The 11,869-nt window shown below is 69.4% G+C and carries 13 protein-coding genes and 1 pseudogene; 3 read left to right on the top strand and 11 right to left on the bottom strand.

Annotation, left to right across the window (positions count from 1 at the left end; translation table 11 throughout):
• Positions 1 to 295: 295 nt before the first annotated feature.
• From lpxK to IM708_RS14165, 7 genes are all read right to left on the bottom strand, one after another.
• Positions 296 to 1,279: a tetraacyldisaccharide 4'-kinase gene (gene lpxK / locus IM708_RS14195; protein ID WP_209427233.1), complete on the bottom strand. Its 984-nt coding sequence runs from the start codon at positions 1,277 to 1,279 to the stop codon at positions 296 to 298.
• Positions 1,276 to 2,394, bottom strand: a complete 1,119-nt coding sequence (locus IM708_RS14190; protein ID WP_209427232.1) for a glycosyltransferase N-terminal domain-containing protein — start codon at positions 2,392 to 2,394, stop codon at positions 1,276 to 1,278. The genes lpxK and IM708_RS14190 overlap by 4 nt, the downstream gene beginning before the upstream one ends.
• A gap of 75 nt (positions 2,395 to 2,469) precedes the next feature.
• Positions 2,470 to 2,715 (bottom strand): DUF4170 domain-containing protein, encoded by a 246-nt coding sequence (locus IM708_RS14185; RefSeq protein ID WP_209427231.1) that lies wholly within the window; start codon positions 2,713 to 2,715, stop codon positions 2,470 to 2,472.
• 33 nt (positions 2,716 to 2,748) lie between these two features.
• Complete coding sequence (locus tag IM708_RS14180) at positions 2,749 to 3,600, bottom strand: inositol monophosphatase family protein (RefSeq protein ID WP_245243201.1); 852 nt, start codon at positions 3,598 to 3,600, stop codon at positions 2,749 to 2,751.
• Entirely contained in the window at positions 3,587 to 4,939 is a 1,353-nt protein-coding gene (locus tag IM708_RS14175) for a TldD/PmbA family protein (RefSeq protein ID WP_209427230.1), read from the bottom strand. The genes IM708_RS14180 and IM708_RS14175 overlap by 14 nt, the downstream gene beginning before the upstream one ends.
• A 71-nt stretch (positions 4,940 to 5,010) precedes the next feature.
• The gene (locus tag IM708_RS14170; RefSeq protein ID WP_209427229.1) at positions 5,011 to 5,736 is read right to left on the bottom strand and encodes a response regulator transcription factor; all 726 of its coding nucleotides are present in this window, start codon (positions 5,734 to 5,736) and stop codon (positions 5,011 to 5,013) included.
• A complete protein-coding gene (locus tag IM708_RS14165) occupies positions 5,733 to 6,233 on the bottom strand; it encodes a MarR family transcriptional regulator (RefSeq protein ID WP_209427228.1) in 501 nt (166 codons plus the stop codon). Before IM708_RS14165 ends, IM708_RS14170 begins: the two co-directional genes overlap by 4 nt.
• A gap of 172 nt (positions 6,234 to 6,405) precedes the next feature.
• On the opposite strand from IM708_RS14165, the gene IM708_RS14160 reads away from it, so the two are divergent.
• A complete protein-coding gene (locus IM708_RS14160; protein WP_209427227.1) occupies positions 6,406 to 7,272 on the top strand; it encodes a branched-chain amino acid aminotransferase in 867 nt (288 codons plus the stop codon).
• Positions 7,273 to 7,292: 20 nt separating this feature from the next.
• Here IM708_RS14160 and IM708_RS14155 read toward each other — a convergent pair whose 3' ends face one another.
• The 3 genes from IM708_RS14155 to IM708_RS14145 are packed head-to-tail and all read right to left on the bottom strand — an operon-like array spanning position 7,293 to position 9,092.
• The gene (locus IM708_RS14155) at positions 7,293 to 7,475 is read right to left on the bottom strand and encodes a hypothetical protein (protein WP_209427226.1); all 183 of its coding nucleotides are present in this window, start codon (positions 7,473 to 7,475) and stop codon (positions 7,293 to 7,295) included.
• Positions 7,472 to 8,182, bottom strand: a complete 711-nt coding sequence (locus IM708_RS14150; RefSeq protein ID WP_209427225.1) for a ceramidase domain-containing protein — start codon at positions 8,180 to 8,182, stop codon at positions 7,472 to 7,474. The genes IM708_RS14155 and IM708_RS14150 overlap by 4 nt, the downstream gene beginning before the upstream one ends.
• 40 nt (positions 8,183 to 8,222) lie before the next feature.
• Positions 8,223 to 9,092 carry an epimerase gene (locus tag IM708_RS14145; protein WP_209427224.1) on the bottom strand — a complete coding sequence of 290 codons (870 nt, stop codon included), beginning with the start codon at positions 9,090 to 9,092 and terminating at the stop codon, positions 8,223 to 8,225.
• Positions 9,093 to 9,181: 89 nt separating this feature from the next.
• Here IM708_RS14145 and IM708_RS14140 point away from each other — a divergent pair, with 89 nt between their 5' ends.
• Positions 9,182 to 10,075, top strand: a complete 894-nt coding sequence (locus IM708_RS14140) for a LysR family transcriptional regulator (RefSeq protein ID WP_209427223.1) — start codon at positions 9,182 to 9,184, stop codon at positions 10,073 to 10,075.
• Positions 10,076 to 10,129: 54 nt separating this feature from the next.
• Positions 10,130 to 11,236, top strand: a complete 1,107-nt coding sequence (leuB, locus tag IM708_RS14135) for a 3-isopropylmalate dehydrogenase (RefSeq protein ID WP_209427222.1) — start codon at positions 10,130 to 10,132, stop codon at positions 11,234 to 11,236.
• A gap of 445 nt (positions 11,237 to 11,681) precedes the next feature.
• Here leuB and IM708_RS14130 read toward each other — a convergent pair.
• A pseudogene (locus IM708_RS14130) lies at positions 11,682 to 11,869 on the bottom strand (IS110 family transposase); the annotation flags it as partial.

Genomic DNA, 11,869 nt, shown 5'->3' with positions numbered 1-11,869 from the left:
CGCATGCGCGCAACGGGCTCCTCGGCCGAAGATTTCGTCGCGTTTTTGCATGTTTCTGGTTGGGGATGAAAAACTCGAACGCAAAATCGTGGAAAAGTGGAAAAAATCGACGATTTTGCGCCCGGGACTTTTCGCGCTTTTTTTGGGCCGTTTTGTGGTTGGGACGGAAATGCCTACCGCATATGGTGGATCAAGCGCCCGGATCTGCGCCATTTTCCCACGGAGAGCCGCTGAAGGGAGCGCCTTGCGCGGTCTGCCGTTCGTGGACTGCGGGTCCGGTCACGCGTGCCGCGTATCAGGAACCGACCGCGTCGAGAAAGGCGGCCGGGTCATCGAGTTGCAGCCGCACGGGCAAGGTCAGGACCTTGTGGCGCATGGATTTCGGCAGGCGCACGGCGTCCTTCTCGGTGGTCACCAGTTGCGCGCCGAGCGTTTTCGCCTCGTGTTCCAGCCGGGTCAGCAGGGCCGCGCCGAGGGGCTGGTGATCGTCGAGGGGTTGCGCGCGCACGATCTCGACCCCCTGCGCCGCAAGCGTGTCGAAGAATTTCTGCGGCCGGCCGATCCCGGCGAAGGCCAGCGCGCGCAGACACTGCCATTTCATGCCCGTCTCCAGCAGCGCAAGCCGGCCGGTGAAGACCGGAAGCCGGCCCAGGGCATCGGCCCATTGGCGGCGAAACCGCGCCTGGGCCGGATCGGGCCCGATCGCCAGCACCAGATCGGCGCGCGCCAGACCGGCGGCCACGGGCTCGCGCAGCGGGCCGGCCGGCAGGCAGCGGCCGTTGCCGAAGCCGACCTCGGCGTCGACGACGATGACCGAGCGGGTCTTTCCCACATCCGGGTTCTGGAACCCGTCGTCCATCAGCACCACCTCGGCGCCCGCCGCCTGCGCCTGGCGCACGCCCTCGGCCCGGTCGCGGGCGACCCAGCAGGGCACGAATGCCGCGATCAGCAGCGGCTCGTCCCCGACATCGCGCGCGTCATGGCGGCGGGGATCGACGCGGACCGGACCGGCCAGCCGCCCCCCATGCCCGCGCGAGACGACATGCACGGCCCGGCCGCGTTCGGTCAGAAGCTGCGCCAGCAGGATGGTCGCCGGCGTCTTGCCGGTGCCGCCGACGCTGAGGTTGCCGAGGCAGATCACCGGCACGTTGGCGCGCCACCCCGGCCGGGCGACGCGCGCCGCGGTCGCGCGGGCATAGATCCAGCCCAGCGGCGCCAGCACCCGTGCCTGCCAGCCGGGCCGGTCGGGCGGGTTGAACCAGAAGGCAGGCGCCCTCATGCCGGGGGTTCCATCGCGGCGCGCACGCGCTCGCAAATGCGCGCGGCCAGCATGTGCGTCGCCTCGCTTCCCTCGGTCGCGATGCCCCAGGCCCTGACCGCGGCTTCGGCGCCAATTTCCGGGGCCAGCAACGCCGAGATCGCATCTCCCAGATCGGAGGGCGTGGCGATGCGACGGGCGGCGCGGGCGTCGTTCAGCCGCTCGAGAAACGGGCGGTCGCCGGCGGCGGCATGCGGACCGAAAACCAGCGCCGAGCCGAGCGAGGTCGGCAGCAGAGGCGAGGGCGTGTCGGCGTGGCGCGTCAGCGACCCGCCGAGATAGGTGATCGAGGCCAGGCGCAGGAAGAGGCCGGGCTCGTCCTCGGCATCGGCAATGTAGACCTGCGTCGTCTCGGTGATGTCCTGATCGAGCGCCCGGCGCGCGCAGGAAAAGCCGACGTCGCGCGCGCGTTCGGCCATCGCCTCGCCCTGCTCGGCATGCGCCGGGGAGGCGATCAGCAGCAGCCGGTGGGCGCGACGCAGCGCCTGGACATGCGCCAGCAGCGCGGGTTCCACTTCCTCGGCCGGCAGGGCGCCGGCGAACCAGACGGGTCGGTTGGCCAGCGCCTTGCGCATCGCCTCCAGCTCGAACGGATTGCAGCGCGGGGCGGGGGGGATGTGGGCCAGCGGGCCGGTCGCCTCGACCTTCACACGCGCGGGCGCGAGGGCGCGCAGCGCGGTGGCGCTGGCTTGGTCGATGGCGTGGATTTCCGCCATCGCGCCCAGAAGCCCGCGCAGGTGCCCCGGCCAGAGCCGCCGGAAGCCGGTGAGCAGCGGTCGACGGGCCTGCACCAGCAGCATGGGCATGCCGCGGCGGCGCGCGGCGTCGATCAGTGCCGGAGGCAGGACCGCGCCGGAGAGAACCAGCAGGGCGGGCGCGTACCGGTCGAGGAAGGCGATCACCTCGGCGGGGCTTGTGCCGGGATCGACGCTTGCGCCGGGGCCGGTGATCAGGGTCTGCGGGCCGTTGCGCGTTTCCGCGATCTGCCGGGCAAGTTGCCGAAGCGCCGTGGCCGACCCGGTATCCGTGGCGTGCATCCAGACAAGCGCGCGAGGGGTCGGCGCGGCGGACGGCATCTCAGCCCTCCGTCGCCGGAAGCGGCCGGACAGGCGCCCGGGCCGGCCGGGTCGCTCCGCGGGCCTGCGCCATCCTCAGGTTTCGACCGGGCGGGTGGCGCTGTTTTCGTCGCTTTCCTCGATCAGGCGATGCAGATGCGCGATGAAGTAGCGCGTCGTGGCGTGATCGACGGTGCGCTGCGCCTCGGCCTTCCAGGCGCGGTGGGCGCTGGCGTAGTCGGGAAAGAGGCCGACGACATGGATGGCGTTGGGATCGACGAATTCGGTCGACGAGGCGGCGGTCAGTTCGCCGCCGAAGACGAGATGCAGGCGCTGGGTCATGCGGCACTCCTGAAAGGTCGGGTCGCGCGCAACCTAGCGTGCGTCGCGCGCGGGGGGAACAGGGGGCAGGCCTTTTCCGTGGCCGAGCGCGGTCAACAAGGCCGCATGCAGCGGCGCCGAGCCCGCCAGGACGCCGGGACTGCGCGCCGAGAGGGTGTTGAAGACAAGCGGCGCGCCGGCGCGGTCGGTGACCTGCGCGCCGGCTTCGGCGGCGATCAGCGCCGAGGCCGCGATATCCCAGTCCCAGGTGTCGCGCAGGGTGATCATCGCGTCGAACCGCCCCTCGCCCACCAGGGCCAGCCGCCAGGCGAGCGAGGGGCGGAAGTGTCGTTCGACCGGTGGCAGGCCGCCGGGCCAGCGATGCGGCTCCAGCATCGGCCGCGCGGCGAGGACGCGGGCGCCGCGCAGCGCGCTGCGCGGCGAGGCCTGGAGGCGCCGATCATCGAGCCAGGCGCCCTGCCCGAGGCTGGCGCGGTAGGTCAGGCCCAGCAGCGGCAGGTGCACCACCGCCACCACCGGGCGCCCGGCCACGACCACCGCCAGCGCATGCGCGAAGCTTTTCTGACCCTCGATGAAGGCGCGGGTGCCGTCGATGGGATCGATGACGAAAGTGGCCGGCGCCGACAGCCGCGCCGGATCGGCCAGCGCGTCGCCTTCCTCGGACAGCCAGCCGTAGCCGGGTCGCGCGGCGCGCAGATACGCGTGCAGCCAGGCGTTGACCTCCAGATCCGCCGCGGTGACGGGGCCCTGCCCGCCGCCCTTGTCCCAGGTCGCGACGCCGGTACCGAAATGCCGGGCCGCGATCTCTCCGGCGGCGGTGGCGGCATCGGTCAGGAGCGCGAGGTCGGCGGCCAGGTCGATCGCCGCGGGGTCAGGCGCCGGCAATCGTCAGACCCTCGACCAGAAGCGAGGGCACCACCACCGACAGATGCCGCCGCGCGTCGTTGGCCGGTGTCAGGCGCGTGAGCATTTCGCGCAGGTTGCCGGCGATCGTGCATTCGTTGACCGGGAAGCGGATCTCGCCCCCCTCGACCCAGAAGCCGGAGGCGCCGCGCGAATAGTCGCCGGTGGTCGGATTGATCGTCGCCCCGATGAGCGACGTGACCAGGAGCCCGCGGCCCATGTCGCGCAGAAGATCGTCGCGGCTGCGGCTGCCCTGCGTCAGTTCCACGTTCGACAGGCTGGGCGAAGGCGGCGAAGAGGGACCGCGCGTCGCGTTCCCGGTGCTGGTGAGCCCCAGCTTGCGGGCGGTGCCAAGGTCGAGAACCCACCCCTGAAGCACGCCGTCGCGGACAAGGGTGCGCCGCGCGGTGGTCAGGCCTTCGGCATCGAAGGGGCGGGTGCCGGCGATGCGCGGGCGCAGCGGGTCCTCGACCAGGTCGAAGCCGAAGGGCAGCACGGCCTCGCCCATCGCGTCGCGCAACCAGCTTGCACCGCGGGCGATCGCGGTTCCGTTGATCGCCGCGCCGAGATGCGCGATCAGCGACCCGGCGACGCGTTCGTCGAAGACGACCGGAAAGGCGCCCGAGGGCGGCTTGCGCGGGGCGGCGCGGGCGATGGTACGCTCGCCCGCCTCGCGGCCGATGGCCTCGGGCGTCGGAAGGTCGGCGGCGAAGATGCGCGACTCGCTTGACCAGTCGCGTTCCATGCCGGTGCCGTCGCCGGTGATCGCCACGCAGGAGATCGAGCGCCCGCTGCGCCGATAGCCGCCGGCAAAACCGTTCGTCGCCGCCAGCCAGACCGCGCGCTGGCCGTAGCCGGCTGAGGCCTGATCGATGCGGCTGATCCCCTTCACCGCCAGCGCCGCCGCCTCCGCGCGCCGCGCTTCGTCCAGAAGCTGATCTGGCGCGGGTTCGGCGGCGGGATCGAAAAGGTCCAGACCGTCGGCATCGCGCCGCGCCGACAACTGGTCCGGCGCGGCGAGTCCCGCCCAGGGATCCTCGGGCGCTTCGCGGGCCATGGCGACGGCGCGTTCCGCCATCCGCGCGAAGGTTCCGGGCCGGGCGTCCGAGGCGGAGACGCAGGCCTGCCGGCGGCCGATGAGGACGCGCAGACCGAGGTCCAGTTCCTCGGCGCGATCGGCCTGCTCCAGCGCGCCGTCGCGGACATCGACCGAGATCGAGGTGCCGGTCACGACGATGACATCGGCGGCCTCGGCCCCGGCCTGCCGCGCCGCGTCGAGGAGGGCCGCGGACAGGTCGGCGAGATTTGTCTGGTCGGTCATGGATACTTTCCTGCAATGCGCGCGTCAGATAGCGCGGGGGGGCCGCGAATGAAAGCCGCGCCTGTCCGGGGTCAGCTGGCGGTCAGCATGTAGCCTTCGCCGCGGACGGTCTGCAGGTAGCGCGGGCGCTTGGGGTCGGGTTCGATCTTGCGGCGCAGGCGGGTGATCTGCACGTCGACGGCGCGTTCCTGGGCGAGGTCGCCATTTCCCCCCCGGTCGCGGCCCAGCTGGTCGACCAGCGCCTCGCGGCTGATCACCTCGCCGGGGCGGGCGGCGAAGATGCGCATCAGGGCGGCCTCGGTCTGGGTGAGGCGAATCGGGTTCGCCCCTTCGCGCAGTTCACCGGTTTCGGGATCGTATCGCATCGGCCCCAGGGTCAGCAGGGCGGGCGCCTGCGTGATCTGCGGCGGGGGCACACGTCGCAGGATCGCGTTGATCCGCAGGACCAGTTCGCGCGGCTCGAATGGCTTGGGCAGATAGTCGTCGGCACCGGCCTCGAGCCCGACGATCCGGTCGCCCGTCTCGCCGCGCGCGGTGAGCAGGATCACCGGGGTCGCGACCCTTTCGCGAAGCCAGCGCGTCAGGCTGACCCCGTCTTCGCCGGGCATCATGACATCGAGGACCACCAGGTCGAAGGCAAGGCCGGACAGCAACCGGCGGGCCTGCGCCGCGTCCTGCGCGGCGGTGACCAGAAACCCCTGCCGAACCAGGTATTTCTTCAAGAGGGCGCGAATCCGCTCGTCGTCGTCGACGATCAGCAGATGCGCTTCCGGCGCGGCAGGGGATGCGTCGGTCATGACTTCGACTCCTTCAGCGCCAGATACTGCGCGCGGCTGGCGTCATCCATCATCGCTTCCAGCACCCGGCGAAAGCCCGCGACCGCGTCCGGCCCGGCGGACCGATAGGCGGCGCGCATCCGGGCACGCTGGGCCTCGGACAACTGGCGCTCCAGCGCCGCGCCGTTTTCGGTCAGGAACAGATGCCGCTCGCGCCGGTCGCGCTGGCCGATGCGGCTTTCGACCAGGCCATCCGCGATCAGGGTGCGCAGGACACGGTTAAGCGATTGCTTGGTCACGCCGAGCACCGCCAGGAGGTTGTTGACGGTCGTACCGTTCGAGCGATTGATGAAATGCAGCGCCCGGTGATGCGCCCGGCCATAGGACATTTCGGCCAGGATGCGGTCGGGGTCGGCGGTGAACCCACGATAGGCGAAGAACATCGCCTCGATCCCCTTGCGGAGCTGCTCGTCCGTCAGAAAGAGCAGGTTCTCGCCGCTCGTGCCGCTCTCGGCCATCCGCTCTGCCTCGTCTGCGCATGTTGGTCGCGGAATTCTTGCGATCCGCCGGGGCATTTTATGTCAGTCTTGTTGACTTTCCAAGAATCAATTGTTAGCCGTTCCCCGACTTGGCGCAAGATTGTGTCCGCTTCGGACCTAACGCGCGCAACATTCGAAAATGGAGGCGGCCATGGCCGGATACGACAATCGCGACGGGTTCATCTGGATGGATGGCGCGCTGGTGCCCTGGCGCGATGCGAACGTGCACATCCTGACCCATGCGCTGCACTACGCCTCGTCGGTGTTCGAGGGCGAGCGCTGCTACAGCGGCAAGATATTCAAGAGCCGCGCGCATTCCGAGCGTCTGCTGGAATCCGGTCGGCTGCTGGATATGCCGATCCCGTGGTCGGTCGACCAGATCGAGACGGCGAAGACCGACGTGCTGAAGGCCAACAACCTGACCGAGGCCTATGTGCGCGCCGTCGCCTGGCGCGGCGCGGGCGAGGACATGGGCGTCGCCTCGCGCAAGAACCCGGTGCGGCTGGCGGTCGCCGCGTGGGAATGGGGGGCGTATTACGGCGATGCGAAGATGCAGGGCGCGAAGCTGGACATCGCCAAGTGGAAGCGCCCCTCGCCCGAGACGATCCCGACCGCGGCCAAGGCCGCCGGCCTCTACATGATCTGCACCATGTCCAAGCATGCCGCCGAGGAAAAGGGCTGCTCGGACGCGCTGTTCATGGACTGGCGCGGCTATGTGGCCGAAGCCACCGGCGCCAATGTCTTCTTCGTCAAGGATGGCGAGGTGCATACGCCGCTGGCCGATGCGATCCTGAACGGGATCACGCGGCAGACGGTGATCGGCATGCTGAAGGACATGGACATCCCGGTCCACGAGCGCCACATCCTGCCTGAGGAACTGTCAGGGTTCCAGCAGTGCTGGCTGACAGGAACGGCGGCCGAGGTCACGCCGGTCGGGCAGATCGGCGAGTGGCATTTCCAGGTGGGCGACATGACCCGCAACGTCGCGGCCGCCTACGAGAAGCTTGTGCGCAGCTGAATGGAAAGGTCGCGGCGCGCTCAGTGGCGCGCGCCGCGTTCGATTTGCGTGTAGATCGCCAGCTTGGGCGCCTTCGGGCTGCGGACGCGGGTCTGAAGCGCCTGCGACGATGTGCTTGGCTTGTCGCCGCGCTCGATCTCCACAAACTTCTTCAGCCGCGAGGTGGAGGCGCTGCGCGGACGATCCAGAACGTGCTTGCTCATGGTCTCCCCCTTGGGTCGGTTTCGGAAGCGTTGCTTAACACGATTCGGGGCGCGTTTCCACGTTCGTGCATCTGGTGGCGGCGATAGACCTCGATCATCCAGCCCAGCATGACGGCATTCAGGATGTGCCAGAGGAAGTGTGTGCCCAGCGGAAAGACCTCGCACAGCGCCTGATCGATCGAGCGGAAGATGATTGAGACGATCAGGATTTCGGCGCCGCGAGCCATCCCGCGGGACGTATCCGGCGCGCGGGACCGGAGCATCCAGGCGTAAAGCAGGATAAGCACCGGGATCGGGGCGTACCCGGCCGAAACCGAGAGACCGGGAATGCGCGCAAAGATCGGCACCAGCAGCGCCGCGAAGGGAAAGAAGCCGAGCACGGCAAGCCCCGCCACCCAGGCCCGCGCGCCCAGAAAGTCGCGCGTCGCTGCGAAGATGTAGAGCAGGATGAAGGCGAGGATCGGCAGCACGTCCATCAGCCCGGTCAGTCGATTGGCATGGGTGTGGAACAGGAAGCTGCCGAACCCGATCGCCGCCAGCACCACCGTCATCGCCCAGCCGAGCGGCAGCGACTGGCCGCGCAGCCGGCTTGCCATGACGAGCGCGGCGATCAGAAAGGCCGCGTTGGTGATCGCGTTGATCGGTTCGGCCCAGTATTCCGGGCCGCCGCGCTCGCAGTAATTGTTCACCGGGGCAAACCAGTCCATGCGCCAAAACTAGATCCCCGGCAGGCGGGCGCAAGACGCCTCAGGCGGCGCGCTGCATAGGGGCTGGCAGATGGCCCGCGACGATCTCGGCGAAAGGGGTCTGGCGCAGACCGGGGGCGTATCTGGCAAGCTGGCCGCCGTCCAGTCGGTGCGGCAGATCGAAGAGATAGCGCATCTCGCGCAACTCCCGCGCCAGTTCCCAGACCGGGGAGGCCAGCTTCAGCGTCCACCACGGGAAGCGCCGGACCGTCGGCTGACGCCCGGTCTGTCGCGCAATCTCGGCGGCCAGTTCGTTCACGCTGAAGGCGTGGCCCGGAAACGGCACGTCGGCGAAGGTCGGCAGATCGGGGTTCCCGGCCAGCGTCACCGCCGCGCGCGCCAGATCGGGCAGATAGGCATGGGCGCGCACGGCATCGGGATCGCCCAGGGCGGTGATCCGTCCCTGCGCCAGGTTCTTCAGCACGACCCGGTCGAGGATCAGCCCCCGGCGCGCAGGGTTCACGAAATCCCCCGCGCGCAGAAGGGTCACCGGCAGGCCCGAATCGCGCCAGCGGGCCTCCATCTCGGCGCGGATTTGGCCTTTGCGGCTGACGGGGCGGTGCGGAGTGCCCTCGGACCACGGGCCGGGCTGCGCTCCGAAGACATAGACGTTGCCCGGGATCATCACCCGCGCCCCGCTGGCCCGGGCCGCCGCCATGACGGCCGCGGTGATCGCCGGCACCTGCCGCGCCCAATCGTGGTAGTTCGGCGGGTTCATGGCGTTGACGATCAACCGCGCGCCGGTTGCCGCCGCTTTCATGTCGCTGCCCCGGCGATAGCGCGCGACCTGCCAGCCGGCAGCCGTGAAGGCCGCCGCCGCCGCGCTGCCGAAACCGCCCGAGGCGCCGAGGATCATTACCGTTCTGTCCATTTCTTCCCTCCTTGGTCAATGCCGCAGGATGCCCCGCACGAAGGCGAATGGGTATTGCCTGAAATTGCAGGACCGCTATTCATGAACGAATGGACGCGCGCGCGATCGACTGGGCACTTCTGCAAAGTTTCCTGCACGTTGCGCGGGCCGGATCGCTGTCGGCGGCGGCGCGGGCCAGCGGCGTCAGCCAGCCAACGCTGGGCCGGCACGTGCGGGCGCTGCAGGATCACCTACGCCAGCCGCTTCTGTCGCGCAGCCCCACCGGGCAGGCGCTGACCCCCGCTGGCGCCGCGCTTCTGGCCGAGGCCGAGGCGATGGAGGCCGCCGCCGCCCGCATCGCGCTTGCCGCCGCCGGCGCCAGCGCTCGGCTGGAGGGGACGGTGCGGGTGACCGCGTCGCGGATCATCGCGCATTACCATCTGCCGCCGATCCTGGCCCGCTTGCGCCGCGAGGAGCCGGGCATCCAGATCGAGCTTGTCGCATCGGACCAGCCGGAGAACCTGCTTTTCCGCGAGGCGGACATCGCGCTCAGGATGTTCCGGCCCGACAGCGGCGATCTGACGGTGCAGAAGCTGGCGGACCTGCCACTGGGCCTTTACGCCGCCTGTCGCTACCTGGACCGCAGCGGCCGGCCCGAAACACTGGACGATCTGCTCAAGCTCGACTTCGTCGGCTACGACCGGTCCGAGCTGATGCTGCGGGCGATGGCGCGCAACGGGATCGAGGTGACACGGGACTTCTTTCCCCTGCGCTGCGAGGATCAGCTGGTGCATTGGGCGCTGGTGCGGGCGGGCTGCGGCGTCGGCGGCATGCAGGTCGGGATTGCCGAATCCGACCCGGCGGTCGAGCGCATCGCGCGCTTCGTCGAACTGCCGCCGCTTCCCCTCTGGCTCGCGGTGCCCGAGGCCTTGCGGCATGCGCCCCGGATCGCCCGCGTCCGCCAGGCGCTGGCAGCGGGGTGCGCGCGGCTCGCCGCTGCTTGACCGGCCCCGCCCCTTTCGCTACGCCCGCAGCGACCATGAAAAAAGGAGACCGCCGTGGCAACGCCATCGATCCTCATCCTGCCGGGCGACGGCATCGGCCCCGAAGTGATGGCCGAGGTCCGCAAGATCATCGACTGGCTTGGTGCGAAGCGCGGGCTCAGCTTCGAGGTCAGCGAGGAACTGGTGGGCGGCGCGGCCTATGACGCGCATGGCACGCCGCTGACCGACGCCACGATGGCGAAAGCGCAGGAGGTGGACGCGGTGCTTCTGGGCGCCGTCGGCGGGCCGAAATACGACGATCTGGACTTCAGCGTGAAGCCCGAACGCGGCCTGCTGCGGCTGCGCAAGGAGATGGATCTGTTCGCCAACCTGCGGCCGGCGCAGTGCTTCGACGCGCTGGCGGATTTCTCGAGCCTGAAGAAGGAGGTCGTCGCGGGCCTCGACATCATGATTGTGCGCGAGCTGACCTCGGGCGTCTATTTCGGCGAGCCGCGGGGGATCTTCACCGAGGGCAACGAGCGGGTCGGCATCAATACCCAGCGCTATACGGAATCCGAGATCGCGCGCGTGTCGCGCTCGGCGTTCGAACTCGCCCGGAAGCGAGGCAACAAGGTCTGCTCGATGGAGAAGGCCAACGTGATGGAATCGGGCGTTTTGTGGCGCGAGGTGGTGCAGAAACTGCGCGACGAGGAGTACCCGGATGTGGAGCTGTCGCACATGTATGCCGACGCCGGCGCCATGCAGCTGACCCGCTGGCCCAAGCAGTTCGACGTGATCGTGACCGACAACCTATTCGGAGACCTCTTGTCGGACCTGGCGGCGATGCTGACCGGCAGCCTCGGGATGCTGCCCTCGGCCAGCCTGGGGGCGCCGATGGCGAACGGGCGGCCGAAGGCGCTTTACGAGCCGGTGCATGGGTCCGCGCCCGATATCGCCGGGCAGGGCAAGGCCAACCCGATCGCCTGCATCCTGAGTTTCGCCATGGCGCTGCGTTACAGCTTCGATCTGGGCGAGGAGGCTGAAAGGGTCGAGAAGGCGGTGGAGAAGGTGCTGGCCGATGGGGTGCGCACCGCCGACCTGATGGGGCCGGAGGGGGGCACGCCGGTCTCGACCACCGAGATGGGCGACGCGATCGTCGCCGCGCTGGACGCTTCGGTCTGAGGCGCGCGGCCTGGCTGACGCAGCGTCACGATAGGGACGGTGGCGGTTCACGACGTGTGGAAGGGACCGGCGCGCAGTTGGCAAGTTTCGGCGCAAGGCTTTGCTGACGTGGGGTTTTCACCTGCCAGAAAGCGTATGGCAAGGGGCTGGCAAGCGTATGGCAAACGTATGGCAGTTCCGAACGGTGCGGCAGGGATCTGGCAGGGTTTGAGCCGGTCGGTTTCGGGCTGCTGCCGGGACGGAAGCAGGGGGACGCTGCCCCCCTTTTGGCTGCGCCAATTCACCCCCCGGGATATTTTCGGACAGGAAAAGTCCGAGGCGTTGAGTAGCGCCCGCCCTTGGCGGCGGAGCCTCTTTTCGCCGCGCGCGAAGCGCGCGGCGCCCGGCCCCACGCGAGGAAGGTTGTGCGCAACGCGCACAGCCTGACGAGGGGCGGGAGTATCCGTCATTCGCAAGAGGGTTTTTCGACCCATAGGCGGTCGGCTTTGACCAGCGCGTTGGCGGTCTCGAGGAGCTTGCGCATGATCGCGACGATGGCGAGCTTTGCAGGTTGTCCGGCGGCGCGCAGCGCGGTGTATTTCGCCTTGAGGTCGGGATTGAAGCGCATGGCAACGAGAGCCGGCATGTAGAGCG

Origin of the sequence: Pararhodobacter sp. SW119 (genome assembly GCF_017811755.1) — a bacterium.
GTDB lineage: Bacteria > Pseudomonadota > Alphaproteobacteria > Rhodobacterales > Rhodobacteraceae > Pararhodobacter.
This window is presented reverse-complemented; position numbering and strand designations above follow the sequence as displayed.